The sequence below is a fragment of the Sphingobacterium sp. UBA3549 genome (genome assembly GCF_002376635.1).
In the GTDB taxonomy this organism is placed as follows: Bacteria; Bacteroidota; Bacteroidia; order Sphingobacteriales; family Sphingobacteriaceae; genus Sphingobacterium.
On sequence record NZ_DFOE01000024.1, the window covers coordinates 127,361 to 148,221 of the forward strand.

Below are 20,861 nucleotides of genomic sequence, written 5' to 3' on the forward strand. Positions count from 1 at the left end.
AGAATAATGTAACCGAATTACGGATCGTAAGGTATACTTGCCCGTATACCTTTTCGTACGCGCTCAGGTGATCAGAGCAACTAAGGGATCTCGTTGATGGATAGGCAGAACGAGGCGACCGTACGGCAACGAATGTCGGCACAGCGATGACGAATTGTAAACGGCTGCAGGTAAATATTAAATCGCTAAACAAATCGATCATAAAAACGCTTAAATTACATCAAAATTGAGCGCATGATAGGCTTCAATGGATAATTTAAATAATCATGATGAGAAAATATTGTTGTATACTGCTTCTTCTAGCGGCGGTAGTAGGAAATGTACAGGCGCAAATAGTAAAGACTAAACTGCTCCCGCAGCGCATACCCGCAGGGTTTGACCGTGTGAAGGAAGCGGTTTCCGACATATCCGGCAGGAACGGAGATAGCAAAATACAGGTCACACCGCTTGCAGCAACCGATACGACGGCTACCTTTGAAATTGAAGAACAGGGTTTAAGTATCGAAACTGTGGTGGACGACGAAAAGAAGTTTAATAAACTAGTCGCTGAAGCGGCAAAGGACGTTTCAAAACCGAGTATTCATATCTTGCATACCTATACGTTAAAGGATAAAAAATTGAAAGTGCCACCGCCAAGAAAGATTTTCTTCTCTCCGGAGTACGGGGTAACCTGGACGTTGACCCTAAAAAAAATAGCAGACAAGGAAACGGAGCTCGTACTTAACTATAAATCGATAGCGCCCGCATTTGCCAAGAAGATTGAGCTTGAATTTGAAAGTGATACCTATTACAACAATAAGATCGTTAAAATTGCTGTCGATGATATCCGGATGCGTCATCTGATCCGTGAAATTTTAATCGATCAAATGCATGTCGACCGGGATTACCCTGCACCGACATATCCGGCGTCTAACTAAAAGGATTTGCTCAGCAATTTGCTAGCTAAAATAATGGCCGAACCCCGGGTTCGGCTTTTTTAGTATAGGCTATTTTACATTGGAACACGACCCACTTCGCTCGTGGCAGTGGCTAATTAAGAGGGTCGTCAAAGCCCGATAAAGGTGCCAACTTTTGTAGGAATTCATCTGTTATAAAAATTGTAATACTAATAATATTATAAATTTGTACCTTTACCGCGGTTCATAAGGGCCGCTAACTTTATTCAACTGTATGATTAACTTGTATGGTGCGGATTCTACTTTTACAGTATCCCAAAAACATCTCGCTCAGGCGCTTGAACAAGCTCGTATGGGCTTTTGGGAAGTAAGCTTGGTAGAAAAAAATTATATGTCTTGCACGGATCAGTGCAAAAGAAATTTTGGGTGGGACACGACGAAGGAGTTTAGTTACAGTGATATGCTGGGCTGTATCGTAGAAGAAGACCTAGAAGCGATGCAAGATTGCGTGGCCCGGTCTATTGAACTCCAAATTCCCTATAACGCGCAGTACCGCGTACGTCATAGCGATAATAGCATACATTGGATTGAGGCGCGTGGATGGGTCACTTATGACGAGGCCGGTTATCCGCAGGTCATATCGGGAACAACGCTTGATATTACCGAAAAGAAAGAACTGGAAATTTTGCGCGACGAAATGTTGAGTATTGCCATGCATGAAATCAAGACTCCGCTGTCATCTGTGAAAGGAACACTGCAGATGCTGGAAAGGAAATTGGAAGCACAAGAAGATACGCTATCGAATAAACTGATTCACAATGCGCTTAAAGCCACCGAGCGTATCAACCGATTGCTCAATGAAATGGTTGCACCTGTGATGGTTATGGCCAGGGGCATTACATTGGATAAGACCGAAATAAACCTATCACAACTCATCCTTGAAATAAGCCAAAACGCTGGACTGGTGTTCCCTGAAAGTGATATACAAGTGCATATACCTGAACAGGATGTCTTTCTGCAGGCTGACGGATATCGTATTGGACAGGTCATCACCAACCTGATCAATAATGCGATTAAGTATAGCGACGGAAAATCGCCCGTGCATATCAAGGCGGTAGCCCTTCGGGATGAAGTATCCATCGTGGTGAGTGATCTGGGTATGGGCATAAAATCAGAAGATCGGAAAAAAGTATTTGAGAAGTTTTATCGGGCCAATCGTGAGGGGCATATCGAAGGACTTGGTATTGGATTGTTTTTATGCGCCGATATCATATTGCGGCACGGTGGCCAGATCAAGATTCTTGAAAAGGAGGGACCGGGTACCGATATCTCTTTTACACTCCCTTATAACAAGTAGGTCATCGGCTCTTCAATAGAGACATCCGCTATACATGCATCTAACTTTTGATGGGCATTGAAGCTTTATAAAACGACTTTAACGTGGCGTTTAAAGGCTGCATATCTATTTTCATTTATTTAAAACTATTGTTGTTGAATGCAAGTTCTGATTTAAATGAACGGAAAAAGGACTTCCTTTTTCTGTTCATTTAAAGATGGAAAAAGATGAAAAGAAAAATAATAGTTTGCGATGAGAGCTCAATGGTATTGGAGGCTCTTTCATTGGTTTTAACGGATAAGTATGAGGTGTATACCGTTTCCCAATCAAAAAAACTGATAGGTGCAGTTGAAAGCATTCATCCCGACATCGTGCTCATGAGCGCAGAAATGCATTGGCAGTTTGACGGTAATCTAATCTTGCAAAGTCTTTTTTCTAAAACCGTCAAAACTATTCCGGTGATCATGATGTCTGCCAATCCGGCGGATAGTGAGTCGGCAAAGGCATGGGGTGCGGATAGCTTTTTACCAAAACCTTTGGACTTAAATGAGCTATACTATCAGCTTGAGAAATGTACAAAAATGACATGTCGCTCGACAGCTTGATCAGCATGTAATGAAAGTGCTGTGGTCGATTTGCCGACATGAAAAACGATGCAGTATAGTGGCAGAATTAAAAAGCATGGGGTATGGTAAACCAAAAATTACTACCTTCGCCCGGTGTGCTATCCACTCCGATTTCACCGCCATGCCGACGCACGATTTCAGCAGAAATATACAGCCCCAATCCGAGGCCAGAGTATTTTTTTCCGTCAGGATAGACCCGGTAATAGCGTTCGAAAATTTGATGCTGTAGTTCGGGGGCAATACCTTCGCCATAATCTCGAACGTGGATTTTCACATCGTCGGCTTTCTTTTCGATCCGCACATCAATTTTATAGGATTCGGGCGCATATTTGATCGCATTATTGATGAGGTTGGAAACGACTTGTTCGATACGCTGCTCATCGGCATTGATCACAGCGTCAAGATCGCCGATCAAATTGAGCTGATGCTTGCCGATAATATTGATGTCCTGGAAGCAGGAGCGGATCACTTTAGCCGCTGAAATAGGTGTTTTATTCAGTTTTAATTGCCCCAAACTGATGCGGTGCATATTGAGCAGATCATCGACCAGTGCTGTTATTTTTTTGACACTGACGCCCGACATGTCAATCAGTTTGCTGATGGTAACATCTGCCGATTTATCCTTGAGCATCTCCAGCATCTGTATTGTGCCCCGTAAACTGGTAATGGGAGTTTTGAGCTCATGGCTGGCGATACTGAGAAAATCCTCTTTCTGGGCTTCGTAATTTTTGCGTTTGGTGACATCTACGGTGACGCCGATGAGGTCCAAGGGTTTCCCTTCGGCATCATAACGGGTTAGTCCCGAAGAGTTGATCCAATGTAGTGAGCCGTCGGGCCAACACGTAAGATATTCGGCCTGATAGGTTATATTCTTAGCAATAGCTTCCTGAACTTTTTGCTCTACCGCCTCACGATGCTCGGGCACAATGGCTTGTATAAAGTCTTTAAATTGAAAGTCTCCTGTTGGGGGAAGACCGAAATGGCTTTTGCAGGTGGCTGATGCATTGTTTTTCCAGTTTTGAATATCGAGGTGGTAGGTTCCCAATTCTCCCGCTTTCAATGCGATTTCCAATTGCTGGTTGAGTGCTTCAAGATTTTCTTTCTGAAGGATACGATCGGTCACCCTATTGGCAATTACAATGATTGATTCCGTTTTTCCATCCTCGCCACTTAAGGGTTCATAGATAAAGTCAAAATACTGTTGAGATAGTACGCCGTCATATTCAAGCATGACAGGCGCGGTATCACCAATATAGGTTTCCCCACTGGTAAACACGTTATCAAGAATATCGAGATAAGGCTGATCTTGCAGCTCTGGCAATGCAGTGGCCAGCGGATGCCCGATGACAGCGGTGGTTTTGCCCCAGATTTTGAGCACCATATCATTGGCCACTTCAATCGTCAATTCGCGGCCTGTTAAAATGGCGAAAGCAATCGGAGCCTTGGTAATAAATGATTTTAAACGCTGCTCGCTCTTTTTCAGATTCTTATTGAGCAATAGCGTGATGTCATAGGATTTATACAGCTTGCTGTTGGTGAGCGTGAGCTGCTCGTTTGTAGCCTCCAGCTCGCTGTTGAGGTCGAGCAGCCGCTGCTGCATATTGGCTAGGTTGATATTGGTGGAAGCCACTTCTTGGACGTTTTCAATGGCTGCATAACGTAAAGCGACCTGATCCATTGCAGTACGGGCAAAGGACGCCAGCATGCGCTCTTCGGCGGCACTAAATTCGCGACATTGATAATCAGCAATACTGAATGTACCGATATGAAATCCATCGGAAGTGATCAATGGGGCAGCAGCATAGAAGCGCAGTCCATGTACCTCGCCAAAATTAGCCTCCGTGCTGACCCACACCTTGCCTTGTTGGATGATGTGCGATAGCAGGCTATCCGTACGGCTAATCCGTATCGGATCGATGCCGATAGCTGACTTAACAAAGATCCGTTCTGCGTCAACAAAGGAGAGTATTAGTACCGGTGTCCGAAAAACCTGTGCCGCTATTTCCAACAGGCCATCAAAAATTTTTTCGGAAGGGCTATCCATAATTTCGTAACGCTGCAGTGCGGCAATCCTTTCAATTTCCCTACGTGGTGTGGCCGCTTCGCTGAATACATCTTCTGTCATATGACCGGATTATCTTTACGTAAAGATAACCCAATCTTGGCAGATATACTACGCCGATGCAATAAAATTAATTTTTGTATAATAAAGCTGTTCGGAGTCGTCAGTTAGCTGTGCTGGCTCATTAATGAACATGGTTTAATACCTCAACCTCCTGAAATGTGAAACCTACGCGTATGGCTTTCAAACCGATCAGCCCCTGTAGGTCTTCCACCTCAAACTGTTCGATATCAGCCTCGAGCAGGCCTTTGTGCTGAAGCAGTTTTATATAGCCCAGGTATTCGGTTTCTTCGTGAATGGTGGAATAGACTATGACCAGTTTTCCTTTTTGGGTAATGCGCTCCGATTTTCCTTTAATCTTTGCTTTGTCGATGCGTTTCTTGGCAATTTCATACCGTACATTGTAGGAACCGTCGATATCAAACTGTTTTTCGTCCATCCGGAAACGGATGGAAATAGGTGTTGCAAAGACAAGCACTAGCGAGGTCACCTCCAATTGATGCGGCAGTGAGGGCTGCAGCAACTTAAATTCGTGTTCCATTGCGCACATGACCTGCAGCTGCCATAAGCGTAAGTTGCGCAGGTAATACAGCTCAAAGTTGCGGTCGGGCGCAATGGATGCACCAATATACATATTGTGTTCGATACCATCCGTTTTGTAGCGTTCGTAATAATGGGGGAAATATTCTTGGGCTTCGACCTGTTTTTCGTCCAACACGGCCACGAGCTTTTTATTGATGAGGGTGATGGAACTGTCATAATCGCGACGCGCCTCATAAAAACCACCGATTGCTAGGTTGATACGTTCAAAATAACGGTCGATTGCGTCGACAATGTTGGTATCTCGAGCGTTTTTTCGGAAGTTTTCCAGGATAGGATGGATGTCAGCATTAAAATACTCGAGCATCTGCTGTTCGGTATCGGTCAGCAGCGCATGCTGAAGTGCCGCCAGGTTTCTTTCCAGATCGAAAATCTTCTGCTCAAACAGGGGTAATTTTTGTGTCTGATTGATGGCCCTGAATAGGGCGATCAAATCACTGTTTTGGTTGGACAGGTCCTGCCGTATCGCCTGGTTGCGCGATTCGGATGACCCCTGTACGTCGATCTGTCCGTAAAGCGGATACACATGATCGAAGACAATCTCCTGCAGGGCATAGTCTTTCCCGAAAGCGCGGTCGTTCAGAAAGTGGACAGCTTCTTCCTGAAACCGCCATTTGACACTCGGGTGGATGGAGGTGTATTCCTTTTGGATCACTGCCTCGATCTGATTTTCTGTCTCGGAAAATGCTTTGGACACTTTATCTTTAATAAAAGGCAGAATAAAGTTGAGCTTGTTGGCATTGACAGAATTGAGTTCGCGTACCCGCGACGATGACATCTCCAGCAGACCCAAAACTTTGCCGCCTTCGATAAGGGGCACAAAAATAAAGCTCTTGACCTGCTGCTGCTTCAGCTTATTGATAAAATAGGCCTGTTTCGGATCAGTGATGGGCATCTTGTCGATATCGGGCACGACAAGATATTCATCTTTTGTCAGCAGGCTCTCGAGGGTGTCGCTGCAGAGCATCTCTTCACACTCGGTGATCGTGGAATCGTAGAGCAGATGGCTGTAAAGCTGTTTTTCGACAATCCGTAAGTTGTATTCGTTTCGGACCTTTTCAAATGAGGTGAGACCGATGCGCAGATCGCTAATTTTGTAGATAGACCTAAAAATATTTTCAATTTCTGCCAGCTGGATTGCGCTTTTCTCGCGGAGTAGATTACTCTTGAAGCTCGATACCGCATTTTCAATGGTGGCATCAAAAAGGGTCATTATGGCAAAGCCTTTTAAGATCCAGCTCCGTTCGGGGAATTTGGATTTCCATAAGGCAATATCCGAAAAATTGTCGATCAATTCAACAATATCTTCTTCTGAAAGATGCACAGTGCGTTCAGTGGGGATAATATCCATAAAATCGGCATTGAACAATACGCGGTAATGATGGATAATATTATTTTTATCTGGAATATCCAAAAATTGGGGCGCATCCATAGCATCTACCTTAAAGCCATAATACTGGCTGATGATGACGCAGCAATTGAGAATATAATAGGTGTCGGCAGAGATGTCGCGAAGACTGAATTCATAGTGATCACCAGCATCGCTTAAGATTTTTTCGAGTCTTGCGGTGTGATTGAACGTGTAGAGATGAAAGGGAATCGTAACGGCCTTGATCTCATTGTGTGTTAGTGAGCTCGGGAACAGGTCTGCCAGCAGCACCCTGATGATGGGCTCGTAGCGCAACAGATCGTCAGCTTTCTCCACACCTTCGATTAGTTGGGGATATTTCTTGATTTCGTCCAGTAACGAGCGCGCGTAAGCGGCCTGAAAATCGATCGGCGATAAGGCGGCTTTTTCAAAGGCGGGTATAATCTTGTGAAAAGCGATCAGGGTTTTGAACGGACTGGAATCAAAGGCGAAATTAAACTGCATAATGGTTGTTCCCGACTAAATTAGATTATTGCTGGAAGATGTACAAAAATAAAAAATAATCGGCGATTGCAGGACGGATTTTTAATACATTTTTCCGTTTTTACGGAAGGATGTCATATCGGCTCCGTCCACTGCTGTCCAGCTATAGGTTAATAATCGTAAAAGCACCAAACTGTATGGTCATGCGCTTGTTCTATACACAAAAGACATAAGCAAGCGGAATCAGATCGCACAGAAGGAATAGGGGGTTGCTTAAAGCAGCGATTAACTTGAGCTCAGCGATTGGGAAACGCAGGCAGAGGTCAGAAGGCTGGCAACAGCAATAAGGATATGACAACGCATATAAAAATTAAAAACTAATACCATGGAAGAGAGAACTACATTTACCGGGATTCCCGTGACCAACGACGAAGGAATAGAAAAGTATTTTGATTTTGAAGTAGGTCGGGAGGAAGGCCAAAACGAATATGCACGCATTACAATGGATGGATGCCAGCTCATCTTAGATGAACAACTGGCTTATCTCAGCGGTGATCTGCCGGAAGAATGGCACAGGCCAGCGATCGATAAACTACTCTTTTTATTGTCGGTAGACCGTAATAGTGATGATAGCGCACAGGCGTAATAGGTGGAAATAAGGTCGTATACAGCGAATCGTCTCAATAGGCTACTGGATCGAAGGGACAATGGGTAGGCTTGACGTGTTGGATGGTGCGGAGAAACAGTCTATGGAGTATAAACAAAAAAAGCTCATCGTATGATGAGCTTTTTTTGTACCTAGGGCGGGAATCGAACCCGCACTCCCTTAACGGGAACAGGATTTTAAGTCCTGCGTGTCTACCAGTTCCACCACCTAGGCAGGTGAGCGAAAAACGAGATTCGAACTCGCGACCCCAACCTTGGCAAGGTTGTGCTCTACCAGCTGAGCTATTTTCGCATTGGAATTATTATTCTTTCAATCGGTCAGAACCTTGCGTTCTTCCTTTTCGGTGGTGCCAGCTGGATTCGAACCAGCGACACAAGGATTTTCAGTCCTTTGCTCTACCAACTGAGCTATGGCACCTTTTCAACGTGAGCTGTTTGCCTTATTGATGATGCAAATATAGACGGATTATTTGAATTACGAAAGCGAAAAGCGCTTTTTTTTACGTTTAAACGCCAACCTGCTGATTTTTAAGTAAAAAAAAAATAAGGGGCTATCCGTATGGAATAGCCCCTGTATAGTTTGTTGATGCTGTTGATTACGACAATTTGCCAACTTCTAAGACCAAATCAACAATTTTGTTTGAATAACCCCACTCGTTATCGTACCAAGATACCACTTTAACGAAGTTGTCATTCAATGAAATTCCAGCTTTCGCATCGAAGATTGATGTACGTGCATCACCTAAGAAATCTGAAGAAACAACTTCGTCTTCAGTATAACCCAAGATACCTTTCAATTCACCTTCAGAAGCTTCTTTCATCGCTGCCTTGATGTCTTCGTAGGAAGCACCTTTGTTTAAACGTACTGTCAAGTCAACAACTGAAACGTCTGCTGTAGGAACGCGCAATGACATACCTGTCAATTTACCTTTCAATTCAGGAAGAACCAAACCTACTGCTTTAGCAGCACCTGTAGATGAAGGGATGATGTTTTGGTATGCACCACGGCCACCTCTCCAGTCTTTTACTGAAGGACCATCCACTGTTTTTTGTGTTGCAGTTACGGCGTGAACTGTAGTCATCAAACCTTCAACGATACCAAATTTATCATTCAATACTTTAGCGATAGGCGCTAAACAGTTTGTTGTACATGAAGCGTTCGAAACGATATTTTGATCAGCTTTCAATTCTTTGTGGTTTACACCCATTACGAAAGTAGGGGTATCGTCTTTTGCTGGAGCAGACATTACCACTTTCTTAGCACCTGCATCGATATGTTTTTGAGCCAACTCTTGTGTCAAGAAGAAGCCTGTAGATTCGATGATCACTTCAGCACCTACTTCATCCCATTTCAAGTTTGCTGGATCTTTCTCAGCTGTAACGCGAATAGTTTTTCCGTTAACAACCAAATTACCGTCTTTTACTTCTACAGAACCGTCAAATTTGCCATGTGTTGAATCATATTTCAACATATAAGCCATATAGTCTGGTTCAACTAAGTCATTGATACCAACAATTTCAATTTCTGGACGATTGATTGCTGCTCTGAATGCTAAACGACCAATACGGCCAAATCCGTTAATTCCAATTTTCATATTCTTAATTTTTATTGATATAATATTTAATTAAATTGTGTATTGGTTCCTTGACTACAGTTCCAATACTGATATTAAATTCTTCTGTGGCAACTTCCCGGAGGAGGTTCTCATAATTGAACGCAACCGAACCGGTAAAGTTTACGTCACTGTCGGGATATTCTTTCATTAGCGGCTTGATGTAAGTTTTAATAAACGTACGAAGCCCGTTTTTAACCAGCTGATTGATGAATAAATGATCTTTGTTGTCAAGTACAAAATCGGTAAAGGAATTCAGAAAATTTGTCGGTTGAGGTGCAAAATAAACCCGTTCCAAAATCATTTTCTTATCAATATTAAATTGTCTTTCCAATTTGTCCCGAAGATCAATAGGGAGAGATTCTGTCATATAATGTTTGAGCAGCTGCTGGCTATTCCAATTTGTCGCTCCCTCATCGGCTAGGATGTAGCCTAGACCATAGTTATTATCAATGATTTTTTTCCCTGTATAATAAGCTGCATTCGATCCACTTCCTATAATCCCAATGATGCCTCTTTCGTCGCCAAACGTAGAAATCGCCGAAGCGATTACATCATGGTCTACCCGCACACGAGCGTTGACAAAAAAACGTTCCAAGACATTCTTTATTTTATCTTTGCGCTCCTTGGACGATGACCCCGCACCAAAAAAATAAATCCGCTTTATTTTCTCGGCGTTGTTGATCAGATTGGTGTTCTTGTGCAGGTGCTGTAGTATGGAACGCTCATCTTGAAGATAGGGATTGATCCCGTTCATGCGAAAACCAGTGGTTATACGGCCTTTATCGGCCAATCTCCAGTCCGAAAATCGCGATCCACTATATACTACTGCTATCATGTCTGTTCAATTTATGATTATAAAATCTCAGCCATTTCCAATAAATCAGGGCTAAGTTTGATTTCCTTATTGCTGATTGCTTCTTCAATTGGAGTTGTTTGGATTTCATTGCCACGCAGACCTACAGTTATTCGTGTATTTCCTGCCAATAATTCATTGACAGCAGCAAAGCCCAATCGACTAGCAAGCACGCGGTCGAAACTCGTTGGAGAACCACCTCGTTGCAAATGCCCTAATATACTAACTTTCGTGTCGTAATGATCAAACTTTTCTTTTACTTTTTTCGCTACATAATATGCTCCACCGTTTTGGTCGCCCTCAGCAACAATAACGATAGAGGATGATTTCTTCTTAATAGCCCCATCTTCCAGGTGGCGGATCAGATCGTCAATAGCCGTTTCTTTTTCAGGAAGTAAAATGGCCTCGGCTCCGCCTGCAATACCGGCATTTAAAGCGATACAACCCGAGTCTCTACCCATTACCTCCACAAAGAAAAGACGCTCATGCGAAGCTGCCGTATCTCTGATTTTATCAATTGCTTCGATAACGGTATTATTGGCCGTATCATACCCAATGGTATAATCCGAACCATACAAATCGTTGTCTATCGTTCCCGGTATCCCTACTACGGGAATGTCGAATTCTTTGGAAAAAAAGTTTGCACCGGTAAAGGATCCATCACCGCCGATTACCACCAAAGCGTCAACACCAGCAGCTTTTAGATTATCGTAGCCTTTTTGACGGCCCTCTGGCGTTTTGAACTCCATGCAACGCGCCGTTTTCAATATTGTACCGCCACGTTGGATGATATTACTGACCGAACGCGTATCCATTTCTATAAAATTGGCATCGATGAGGCCTTGATAACCTTGGTAAATACCAGTAACTTCTAATCCCTTATGTAATGCTGTACGAACTACAGCACGTATACAGGCATTCATGCCAGGAGCATCACCTCCAGATGTTAAAACGCCTATTTTTTTAATTTCTTTTATCACACGCAATATTTTAGGTGATACGAATATAAGATTTTTATAGTGTATATTCTACACTTTGAATAAATTTTTCAATATTTTTTTGCGCATCACGTTTAGGAAGCGTATAATTGTTACAGATAACCCGATGATTAGTAACCGCTAAATTTAGCTCAGTATATTGCACATAAATAGATTTAGAAGTTTTGTATAGTAATTTTACCGTAGACTGTGTCATATTAGGCTTTCACGAAGGAGAATTAAAAGTTCTTCTGGCCGAAAGAAATGAATATCCTTTTAAGGATTGGTGGGCATTGCCAGGCTTTTTCGTGGATAACGATGAAGAGATGGAAGATGCCGTAAAGCGGATTTTGTATGAAAATACAGGTTTGAAAGATGTCTTTATGGATCAGCTCCATTCCTTTGCTGGTTTAAAAAGGCATCCAAAGGGACGAATTTTAACCGTGGCTTATTATGCTCTCATTCAATTGGACAGTACCAAACTGAAAACGAAGCCTGTTACAAATTACATGAAACAGGCCAAATGGTTTCCTGTTCGTAATGTACCCGAACTGGCCTTTGACCACAAGCAGATTTTGGATCTCTGTCTGGAAAGATTGCAGCGTCGCCTCGCTTATAAGCCTATCGCTTTTGAATTGCTTCCCGAAAAATTTACCCTTACCCAATTACAGCTGGTCTATGAGGGAATATTGAATAAACAACTCGATAAACGCAATTTTAGAAAGAAAATGCAAAACTATGGGTTTCTAAAAGAACTCGATGAGGTACAGACCGGTGTGGCGTATCGCGCAGCAAGACTCTATAAATTGGACAAAAGGAAGTTTCTAAAACATTTTCAGAACACGGTCGCATTCTGATTGTGTGATTTATCCTAATAAAGGCAAACTTATAAAGTTTGCCTTTTTTGTTGTCAGCTCAATATCAAAATTATTACAATTTCAAAATTTATTTTGTACGGCATGTTACTTTTTATATTTTTGAACAATTTCTGATAAAAGTCAGAAAGTTGAAAGGAGTTTTTTGAAGAATGGAAGATAGAAAAGATCAAATCATCGAGGCGGCGATACGGCGCTTTATGCATTACGGTTTTAGTAAGACTACGATGAATGAAATTGCGGAGGATATAAAAATTACTAAAGCGAATTTGTATTACTATTATTCAGAGAAGAATGCACTGATACGCGATGTGATTGTGCGTTTAACAGATGAATATAGGGAAGAGGAAGAAAAGGTGGCCGATGCACATGAAGGTACTACGTACGAACTGATCATCAAGATTTTGGAGCTGCGTGATGCATTTGTACGGAAATACTATATGTTGCACATGAACGAAAATCTGGAATGGATAAAGGGGCTTTCTATGCAGGATTTTTTTCAGTGCCTGCATGACCGCGATGTAAAAGCGTTATTTGAGATTTTGCAGGTAGGTGCCGAAAAGGGGGAAATCGACGGTGAGGAACTCTATAAGACCGCTGAAATCTATGTGGAATTGATGAAGAGTCTCTCGCTGATGTGCAATATTTCGGATATCATTTCGGGCATACCAAACCAGGACCGTTTTGATGAAGTATTACAAAAGCAAAAGTTGGCTACCAAGCTTTTTTTTAATGGTATAGGTAAAAAGTAGATATAAAATTAGGATAAACAAATTAGGAATGAAAACAATCAGAATACTAGCCAGCCTTTTATTAGGTACGATGGTTTTCCAAAGTCATGCACAACAACAGTTAACCTTAAGTGACGCCATTAAATTTGCGTTGCAAAATAAGGCTGATGCAAAAAAGGCAGGTCTTGATATTGCAAATGCTGAGCACAAAATTGCGGAAGTTAAATCGGGAGCATTGCCGCAGGTGAATTTTAACGGTGGAATTACCTACAATCCAATGATCCAAAAAGTTGCTTTACCGGGGGAAATTGTCGGTCAGCCGGGAACAACTGTGATGGCCGCTTTTGGACAAAAATGGCAATCTACCAATACCATCAGTTTAAACCAACAGCTGTTTAACCAGACGGTATTTACGGGACTGAAAGCTGCAAAAACGACTCGCGAATTTTATGTGATCAATAAGACCTTGACGGATGAGCAACTGATCGAGAAAGTGGCTAATAGTTATTATGATGTTTACCAGTCCAAACTGCAGTTAAAAACCGTGGACAATAACCTGGAAAGTACCACCAAAACACGGGATGTTATTGAAGGGTTGGTTAAAAACGGATTGGCGAAAAAAATTGACCTGGATCGTACCAATGTTGCCGTGACAAACCTGAAAGCTTCTAGGCAACAACTTATTAATGCGGTGGAACTGAAAGAAAATGCATTGAAATTTGTTATCGGCATGTCCATGTCCGAGCAGATTACCATGCCGACTTCAACATTTGAAACCGTAGCACTGGATGCGATATATGATCCGCTTGATGTGTCGAATAGGACAGAAATCCAGGTGCTTTCAAAACAGAATGAATTGCTTGAACTAAATAAAAAGGCAGAGATCTCCAAATATTATCCGACGCTTTCTCTTACAGCGAATTATGGAAGACAGGGATTGGGACCTGTATTCCCGATATTTTCTAAGGCACAGGGCGTAAATTGGTCTGGCTTTTCTGGTATCGGACTGAACCTTACCGTTCCTATTTTTAACGGTTTCCTTACACGCTCCAAAGTGCGTCAGGCGCAGATTGATATCGATAAATTGCAGATCGATATTGCCGACACCAAGCTGGCATTGAATATGGCAGCTGAGAATTCACGGGTACAGATCAAAAACTCATTATTGACAATCGAATCGAACCGTAAAAATGTGGATCTGGCAAAATCAGTATTGGATGATACCAACAACAATTATAAAAATGGCCTAGCGACATTGACTGATCTGCTGGATGCTGAAAATGCGTATGCAGATGCGCAAAATAATTTAAATACTTCTTTGCTGGATTATAAAATCGCTGAGGTTCAGCTGATCAAAGCGAATGGAAAACTTAAATCATTGATTAACGAATAATTGACTAATACAATATGAAACGCGGAATTATTACCCTACTTATTATTGCTGCTGGTTTAGCAGGAATATTTTTTGTGTTAAATAAGAATAAAAAGAAAAATGAGGCCGAAACAGCGGAGGTTGCCAAGAAAAATGCAGCAATCGCCGTGCGTATCGATACAGCGAAAGTGTCTTCCATGGATTTACGCTATACCGCAAATGGCACCTTCTCTCCAAAACAGGAAGTGACCGTTTCGGCTCAAACTGCCGGCAGAGTAGTCAGAGTATTGGTGGATGAAGGTTCCCGCGTGAGCGCCGGACAGACTTTAGCGATCATTGAAGGCGATAAACTGAATGTAAACGTAGCCAATGCGCAAGCCGCATTTACCAATGCGCAGGCTGATCTGCAACGCTTTGAAAGTGCTTACTCGACCGGAGGTGTAACCAAACAGCAGTTGGATCAGGTGAAATTGCAGTTCGAAAATGCCAAGAATAATTTAAAAGCATCTAAATTGAATGCCGGCGATGTGACCATCAAAACGTCAGTATCGGGAATCGTCAATGCACGTAAGATTGAACCGGGTACCTACCTGAATATTGGCGCTCCAGCCTTTGATATTGTCAATGTAGCCACCTTGAAATTGCGCGTTAACGTCGACGAAAAGAACGTTGCGACGTTAAAGATCGGTCAGTCTGTTGACGTGAGTGCAAGTGTTTATGCCGATCAGCGCTTTACAGGAAAGATAACGTTTATTGCCCCCAAATCGGACGGTAGCTTAAATTTTCCAGTAGAGATAGAGGTCAATAATGCATCAAACAAATTGCGTGCAGGTATGTACGGTACAGCAATCTTTGGTGAGGGTGTTGCCACCAATACCTTAATCGTGCCGCGCAATGCTTTTGTAGGTAGTGTGAGTGACAATAAGATTTTTGTGCTCAAAAATGGTAAAGCAATTGAAACAACGGTCAAATCGGGTAGAAACTTTGGTGATTACATCGAGATTTTAGGTGGTTTGCAAGATGGTGATCAGGTAATTGTATCGGGTCAGATCAATTTATTTGACCAAAGCCCTGTAGAAATTATTAAATAGAGGATACTGTAATCAATAGCTGATGAAACGCTGTCTTTGCACGGCTATTTAAAATAAAATATTCTAATGAAAATTACCGAAATATCGATAAAACGCCCCAGTATCATTATCGTATTATTTATAATACTGACATTGGGTGGGTTGTTTTCTTATACGCAATTGGGCTACGAACTGGTCCCTAAGTTTGAAATCAACGTAATCACGGTACAAACAATCTATCCGGGGGCATCGCCTGCGGAAGTGGAAAGTTCGGTCACCAAGAAAATAGAAGATGCAATTTCTTCGTTGGAAAGTATTAAAAAGGTGGAGTCGACCTCGCTCGAAGGGGTTTCGATTGTGATGGTTACCCTGAATAACGGTGCAGATGTCAACTTCCTCCTTACAGACGCCCAACGAAAAATCAACGCTGTCGTCAACGATTTGCCGGACGATGTGAAGACGCCTTCGCTCTCCAAATTCTCGTTTGATGATGTGGCAATCATGAGTCTGGCCGTCACATCCAACTTGTCAGAGAAAGAGCTTTACGACTTATTGGACAATAAAATTCAACCGGTTTTTGCACGGATCAATGGGGTAGCCAAGGTGGACATGATCGGTGGGGAGGAACGCGAAATACAGATTTCCGTAGATCCGAAAAAAATTGAAGGTTATGGACTGACAATTTCTCAGGTGCAACAGACTATTGCATCGTCCAACCTGGATTTTCCTACAGGTAACGTCAGTACCCGCGACAACCGTACAACGATTCGTCTTGCAGGTAAAGTAACCTCTATCGAAGAGTTGCGCAATCTGCCTATCACTACACCTGCAGGCGTGCAGATTTATCTGCGCGATATCGCCGATGTGCAGGATGGTATCAAAGAGATTGAAAAGGTGGCACGTTTGGACCGCCAAAACACGATATTGCTACAGGTATTTAAACAGTCTGATGCGAATGCCGTGGCTGTGTCTGAGGCCGTAAAGAAAGTTATCGCTGTACATGATAAAGATGGAAAAGTTATTAGTGGGGTAGAGAAGGATTATGCGGCGCAGAATATTAAAATTCTGGTGGCTAATGACTCTTCTGATTTTACCTTAAATGCGGCTGATAACGTTATCCACGATTTGATGATCGCCATTGCTTTGGTGGGTTTTATCATGCTGTTCTTCCTGCAAAGTTTGCGTAATGCTGCCATTACCATGGTTGCGATCCCGCTCTCCTTGATTGCGACTTTTATCGGTTTGCTACTGATGGGGTATACCTTAAACCTCATGTCCTTACTGGGACTGTCATTGGTGGTAGGTATCTTGGTGGATGATGCGATCGTGGTGATCGAAAATATTCACCGCCATATGGAGATGGGAAAAAATAAAGTACGCGCGGCGTATGACGGGGCTTCTGAAATTGGATTTACGGTAACGGCAATCACCTTGGTCATTGTCGTCGTGTTCCTTCCAATCGCCATGTCAACGGGATTGGTGGCCAATATCCTTGCCCAATTCTGTGTGACTGTCATCATCTCGACGTTATTGTCCTTATTGGTATCCTTTACGGTCGTACCTTGGTTGTATTCACGCTTCGGTAAATTGGAGCATCTGAGCAAGAAGTCGCTGTTTGGCCGTATCATCCATGGTTTTGAAAGTGGATTGAACAGCTTTACACATTGGGTTGCAGGTTTGTTAACCTGGTCATTAAAGAATGTCAAAACCAAATTGGCCACCTTAGGTTTGGCGATCGGTTTACTTATTGCATCATTCGCGCTCGTGGTTAAAGGTTATATTGGTTCGGATTTCTTTCCGAGTGTAGACCGGAAAGAATTTTTTATCCAGCTGGAACTCGATAAAGATGCTTCTTTGGAAAAGACAAACTTGTTAACGCAGAAAGCCGAGGCTTATATCACGGCGAAGCCAGATGTCAAGGAAATCATTACCACAGTAGGTCAGTCTTCAGACGGAATGGCGTCGACAACAGGCTCACGTTATAAATCGGAGATCCATGTGATTCTCGACAAGGAAAATTTTGAAGGCAACTCGCAGGTGTATTCAGCAACATTAAAACGCGAACTGGAAAATAAGCTGATCGGTGCCAAGATCAAAACTGTGAACGTGGGTATCATGGGAGCGGAACAAGCGCCATTGAAATTGACCATCATTGGTGCCTCGGTCGAAGATGCGCAGGAATTTGCTGAGAAAGCAGCAGATCTATTGCGGAAAATTCCTGGATCTGCAGGGGTTAAGTTGACTTCCGAAGCCGGTAATCCGGAGATCAATGTGAAGATAGACCGCGATAAAATGACTTCGTTGGGATTGAACGTATCTACCGTAGGTATGACCATGCAGACAGCATTCTCCGGTAATACGGATAATAAATATAGAGCGGGGGATAACGAGTATGACATCAATATACGCTATAACGAAAGTGGTCGTGCAACGATCGACAACGTGCGTGCCCTTAAATTTATCAACAATCAAGGCGCTTCCATTTCATTGGATCAATTTGCTGAAGTGACTTATGGCTCGGGACCTACTTTGCTAGAACGACGCGACAAATCGCCAGCCGTATCTATTCAGGGGCAGGCCATCGGTAGACCGATGGGTACTGTCGCTCAGGAGTGGCAGGCGCAGTTTGAGAAATTGCCGCGTAAACCCGGAATTGTATTTGTATGGGGTGGTAATATGGAAAACCAAAGTGAAGGTTTCGGTACATTGGGAATCGCTTTGTTAGCATCTATCATCTTAGTATACCTCGTTATGGTCGCATTGTACGACAGTTTTATCACACCTTTTGTTGTGTTATTCTCGATTCCATTGTCGTTTATTGGTGCATTGTTGTTCCTGGCATTAGGAAATCAGACTTTGAACATCTTTACCATTTTGGGTATTATCATGTTGATTGGTCTAGTTGCTAAAAATGCGATCATGCTGGTCGATTTTGCAAACCACCGTAAGGAAGCCGGCGATAATACGCACGACGCTTTAGTGGCTGCCAACCACGCGCGTCTTCGTCCGATCCTGATGACGACAATTGCGATGGTCTTCGGTATGATCCCTATTGCAATCGCTACAGGCGATGGCGCAGATATGAACAGAGGGCTCGCTATTGTCATCATCGGAGGTCTATTGTCCTCCCTATTCTTGACGTTAGTTGTAGTACCCGTGGTGTACTCCATTTTTGATAGTCTTCAACGTCGTTTTGGAAAGAAAGAGAAGACTGACTATGAGGCCTTGATGAAGGAAGATTATGACCATGTGGACGTGGCAGAACATTAAAAAATAAGTAAATGTAATATCCAAAAAAGGCGGTTAATATGTGTTAACCGCCTTTTTTGTATTAATTTTAGGTTAATCAATCGATTGCATAAATATTTTTTATTACATTGCGTCGCATTAACAAAATATACACTTAAAATTGAGACAAGCATGTGTGGAATTGTAGGATACACAGGTTATCGTCAGGCGTACGGTATCGTCATTGACGGATTGAAAAAGTTAGAATACCGTGGATATGACAGTGCTGGAGTGGCATTGCATAAAGGTGATCAGATCGATGTTTACAAAAAGACAGGTAAAGTCGCAAACTTAGAAGAGTTTGTGTTCGGTCAGGATCTCCAATCAACTACAGCGATAGGCCATACACGTTGGGCAACACACGGTGAGCCTTCGGACAGAAATGCACACCCCCATTATTCTAATAGTGGACGTATAGCCATGATCCATAACGGGATTATCGAAAACTACGCTTCTTTGAAGTCGGAATTGATCAACAAAGGGTATACGTTTAAGAGCGATACGGATACAGAGGTGCTCGTCAATTTTATTGAAGAGATTCAATCTCAGAACGAATGCTCGCTAGAGGAAGCTATTCGTATTGCCTTGAAACGGGTAGTAGGAGCTTATGTGATCCTCGTATTGGAGGCAGGTCATCCGGATCGTATTATTGCAGCGCGTAAAGGAAGTCCTTTAGTTATTGGTATCGGTAAAAATGAGCATTTTTTGGGTTCAGATGCTTCGCCGATGCTAGCCTACACCAAAGAGGTGGTATACATCAACGATTACGAATTGGCGATCATTACGCCGGACGAACTGATCTTGAAAAATCTAGGTAATGAACGCATCACACCTTACGTTCAAAAATTAGATCTTGAGTTGTCAGCAATCGAAAAAGGCGGTTACGACCACTTTATGCTAAAGGAAATATTCGAACAACCCGATACTATTTTCGACTCCATGCGTGGTCGGCTAGACCTGCAGTCGCATCAGATTACGCTGAGCGGTATCGAGAAGTTTGCAAACGAAATCAGTAATACCAACCGCATTGTGATTGTCGCTTGTGGAACAAGCTGGCACGCCGGACTTATCGCAGAGTATATTATTGAGGAACTGTGCCGAATTAATGTGGAGGTCGAATATGCCTCGGAATTCCGCTATCGTAATCCCGTTATCCATCCTGGAGATGTAATTTTGGCCATCTCTCAAAGTGGTGAGACTGCGGATACGTTAGTCGCTTTGGAAAATGCTAAAAAACAAGGTGCTATTATTTTAGGCGTTGTCAATGTGGTGGGATCTTCTATTGCCCGTCTTTCGGATGCTGGTGCCTATACACATGCAGGTCCTGAAATCGGCGTAGCAAGTACCAAAGCGTTTACAGCACAACTGACAGTACTGAACCTAATTGCTTTAAAAGTCGCTTCATTAAAGGGTTCAATCAGCGACGAACGTTACCAGGCACTTGCTCGGGAATTGAATGAAGTTCCGAAGAAAGTGGAATGGATCTTAGATACGCAGGTGGAGAAAATCAAACAGATTGCCAAAAAGTATAAAGATGCCCGCGACTTCCTATTCTTAGGCAGGGGATATAACTTTCCGGTTGCCCTCGAAGGTGCCCTGAAGTTGAAGGAAATTTCATACATCCATGCCGAAGGTTACCCGGCAGCGGAAATGAAACATGGTCCTATCGCATTGGTAGATGAAAACTTACCTGTTGTATTTATCGCCACTAAAGATGCTTATCACGAAAAGATTGTATCGAATATCCAAGAGATCAAAGCGCGTAAAGGCAAAATCATCTCGGTTGTCACCCAAGGCGATACTGTTTCTGAAAGCTTATCGGATGATTTTATGGAAATACCAGAAGCCGATGAAATCATTGCACCATTGATTTCTGTTGTGCCACTGCAACTCCTATCGTATTATATTGGCGTAGAGCTAGGATTGGATGTGGATAAACCACGTAACTTGGCTAAGTCCGTAACTGTAGAGTAAGGAGGCT

The 20,861-nt window shown here is 42.8% G+C and carries 15 protein-coding genes and 3 tRNA genes; 10 read left to right on the plus strand and 8 right to left on the minus strand.

What is annotated here, in order from left to right; all coding sequences use genetic code 11:
- Window positions 1-266 precede the first annotated feature (266 nt).
- From B2W36_RS12530 to B2W36_RS12540, 3 genes are all read left to right on the plus strand, one after another.
- Window positions 267-917 (plus strand): transcriptional regulator, encoded by a 651-nt coding sequence (locus B2W36_RS12530; RefSeq protein ID WP_293887992.1) that lies wholly within the window; start codon window positions 267-269, stop codon window positions 915-917.
- A gap of 253 nt (window positions 918-1,170) precedes the next feature.
- On the plus strand, window positions 1,171-2,253 hold the full coding sequence (locus tag B2W36_RS12535; protein WP_293887994.1) for a PAS domain-containing sensor histidine kinase: 1,083 nt from the start codon (window positions 1,171-1,173) through the stop codon (window positions 2,251-2,253).
- A gap of 206 nt (window positions 2,254-2,459) precedes the next feature.
- Window positions 2,460-2,837 (plus strand): response regulator, encoded by a 378-nt coding sequence (locus tag B2W36_RS12540; RefSeq protein ID WP_293887995.1) that lies wholly within the window; start codon window positions 2,460-2,462, stop codon window positions 2,835-2,837.
- A gap of 67 nt (window positions 2,838-2,904) precedes the next feature.
- Here the strand turns inward: B2W36_RS12540 and B2W36_RS12545 are convergent, their stop codons facing one another.
- The gene (locus B2W36_RS12545; RefSeq protein WP_293887996.1) at window positions 2,905-4,983 is read right to left on the minus strand and encodes an ATP-binding protein; all 2,079 of its coding nucleotides are present in this window, start codon (window positions 4,981-4,983) and stop codon (window positions 2,905-2,907) included.
- A 121-nt stretch (window positions 4,984-5,104) separates the two neighbouring features.
- The gene (locus tag B2W36_RS12550; RefSeq protein WP_293887998.1) at window positions 5,105-7,453 is read right to left on the minus strand and encodes a GAF domain-containing protein; all 2,349 of its coding nucleotides are present in this window, start codon (window positions 7,451-7,453) and stop codon (window positions 5,105-5,107) included.
- Window positions 7,454-7,817: 364 nt separating this feature from the next.
- Between B2W36_RS12550 and B2W36_RS12555 the strand changes: the two genes are divergently transcribed.
- Window positions 7,818-8,078, plus strand: coding sequence for a hypothetical protein (locus B2W36_RS12555; protein ID WP_293884484.1), 261 nt, complete (start codon window positions 7,818-7,820; stop codon window positions 8,076-8,078).
- Window positions 8,079-8,227: 149 nt separating this feature from the next.
- On the opposite strand, the gene B2W36_RS12560 is transcribed toward B2W36_RS12555, so the two are convergent.
- The 6 genes from B2W36_RS12560 to pfkA form a co-directional block, all read right to left on the minus strand.
- Window positions 8,228-8,312, minus strand: a tRNA-Leu gene (locus B2W36_RS12560).
- A 5-nt stretch (window positions 8,313-8,317) separates the two neighbouring features.
- Window positions 8,318-8,390: transfer RNA gene (locus B2W36_RS12565), tRNA-Gly, on the minus strand.
- Between the two features lie 53 nt (window positions 8,391-8,443).
- Window positions 8,444-8,516: transfer RNA gene (locus B2W36_RS12570), tRNA-Phe, on the minus strand.
- Window positions 8,517-8,694: 178 nt separating this feature from the next.
- The gene (gene gap, locus B2W36_RS12575) at window positions 8,695-9,693 is read right to left on the minus strand and encodes a type I glyceraldehyde-3-phosphate dehydrogenase (protein WP_209581127.1); all 999 of its coding nucleotides are present in this window, start codon (window positions 9,691-9,693) and stop codon (window positions 8,695-8,697) included.
- A 4-nt stretch (window positions 9,694-9,697) separates the two neighbouring features.
- The gene (locus B2W36_RS12580) at window positions 9,698-10,549 is read right to left on the minus strand and encodes a hypothetical protein (RefSeq protein ID WP_209581123.1); all 852 of its coding nucleotides are present in this window, start codon (window positions 10,547-10,549) and stop codon (window positions 9,698-9,700) included.
- Between the two features lie 17 nt (window positions 10,550-10,566).
- Window positions 10,567-11,544 (minus strand): 6-phosphofructokinase, encoded by a 978-nt coding sequence (gene pfkA / locus B2W36_RS12585; protein WP_409050308.1) that lies wholly within the window; start codon window positions 11,542-11,544, stop codon window positions 10,567-10,569.
- A 185-nt stretch (window positions 11,545-11,729) separates the two neighbouring features.
- On the opposite strand from pfkA, the gene B2W36_RS12590 reads away from it, so the two are divergent.
- From B2W36_RS12590 to glmS, 6 genes are all read left to right on the plus strand, one after another.
- Window positions 11,730-12,401: an NUDIX hydrolase gene (locus tag B2W36_RS12590; RefSeq protein WP_209581110.1), complete on the plus strand. Its 672-nt coding sequence runs from the start codon at window positions 11,730-11,732 to the stop codon at window positions 12,399-12,401.
- Window positions 12,402-12,571: 170 nt separating this feature from the next.
- Entirely contained in the window at window positions 12,572-13,171 is a 600-nt protein-coding gene (locus tag B2W36_RS12595; protein WP_293887999.1) for a TetR/AcrR family transcriptional regulator, read from the plus strand.
- Window positions 13,172-13,199: 28 nt separating this feature from the next.
- Window positions 13,200-14,543 (plus strand): TolC family protein, encoded by a 1,344-nt coding sequence (locus B2W36_RS12600; protein ID WP_293884486.1) that lies wholly within the window; start codon window positions 13,200-13,202, stop codon window positions 14,541-14,543.
- 14 nt (window positions 14,544-14,557) lie between these two features.
- The gene (locus tag B2W36_RS12605; RefSeq protein ID WP_209581101.1) at window positions 14,558-15,613 is read left to right on the plus strand and encodes an efflux RND transporter periplasmic adaptor subunit; all 1,056 of its coding nucleotides are present in this window, start codon (window positions 14,558-14,560) and stop codon (window positions 15,611-15,613) included.
- A gap of 66 nt (window positions 15,614-15,679) precedes the next feature.
- Window positions 15,680-18,862 (plus strand): efflux RND transporter permease subunit, encoded by a 3,183-nt coding sequence (locus B2W36_RS12610; protein ID WP_293888000.1) that lies wholly within the window; start codon window positions 15,680-15,682, stop codon window positions 18,860-18,862.
- A 150-nt stretch (window positions 18,863-19,012) separates the two neighbouring features.
- Window positions 19,013-20,854 carry a glutamine--fructose-6-phosphate transaminase (isomerizing) gene (gene glmS / locus B2W36_RS12615; RefSeq protein ID WP_293884488.1) on the plus strand — a complete coding sequence of 614 codons (1,842 nt, stop codon included), beginning with the start codon at window positions 19,013-19,015 and terminating at the stop codon, window positions 20,852-20,854.
- Window positions 20,855-20,861: the final 7 nt, after the last annotated feature.

Excerpts from the sequence above, each read along its gene's own strand:
- B2W36_RS12530 (WP_293887992.1), top strand. The coding sequence starts at position 267 with ATGATGAGAAAATATTGTTGTATACTGCTTCTTCTAGCGGCGGTAGTA.
- B2W36_RS12535 (WP_293887994.1), top strand. The coding sequence starts at position 1,171 with ATGATTAACTTGTATGGTGCGGATTCTACTTTTACAGTATCCCAAAAA.
- B2W36_RS12540 (WP_293887995.1), top strand. The coding sequence starts at position 2,460 with ATGAAAAGAAAAATAATAGTTTGCGATGAGAGCTCAATGGTATTGGAG.
- B2W36_RS12545 (WP_293887996.1), bottom strand. The coding sequence starts at position 4,983 with ATGACAGAAGATGTATTCAGCGAAGCGGCCACACCACGTAGGGAAATT.
- B2W36_RS12550 (WP_293887998.1), bottom strand. The coding sequence starts at position 7,453 with ATGCAGTTTAATTTCGCCTTTGATTCCAGTCCGTTCAAAACCCTGATC.
- B2W36_RS12555 (WP_293884484.1), top strand. The coding sequence starts at position 7,818 with ATGGAAGAGAGAACTACATTTACCGGGATTCCCGTGACCAACGACGAA.
- gap (WP_209581127.1), bottom strand. The coding sequence starts at position 9,693 with ATGAAAATTGGAATTAACGGATTTGGCCGTATTGGTCGTTTAGCATTC.
- B2W36_RS12580 (WP_209581123.1), bottom strand. The coding sequence starts at position 10,549 with ATGATAGCAGTAGTATATAGTGGATCGCGATTTTCGGACTGGAGATTG.
- B2W36_RS12595 (WP_293887999.1), top strand. The coding sequence starts at position 12,572 with ATGGAAGATAGAAAAGATCAAATCATCGAGGCGGCGATACGGCGCTTT.
- B2W36_RS12600 (WP_293884486.1), top strand. The coding sequence starts at position 13,200 with ATGAAAACAATCAGAATACTAGCCAGCCTTTTATTAGGTACGATGGTT.
- B2W36_RS12605 (WP_209581101.1), top strand. The coding sequence starts at position 14,558 with ATGAAACGCGGAATTATTACCCTACTTATTATTGCTGCTGGTTTAGCA.
- B2W36_RS12610 (WP_293888000.1), top strand. The coding sequence starts at position 15,680 with ATGAAAATTACCGAAATATCGATAAAACGCCCCAGTATCATTATCGTA.
- glmS (WP_293884488.1), top strand. The coding sequence starts at position 19,013 with ATGTGTGGAATTGTAGGATACACAGGTTATCGTCAGGCGTACGGTATC.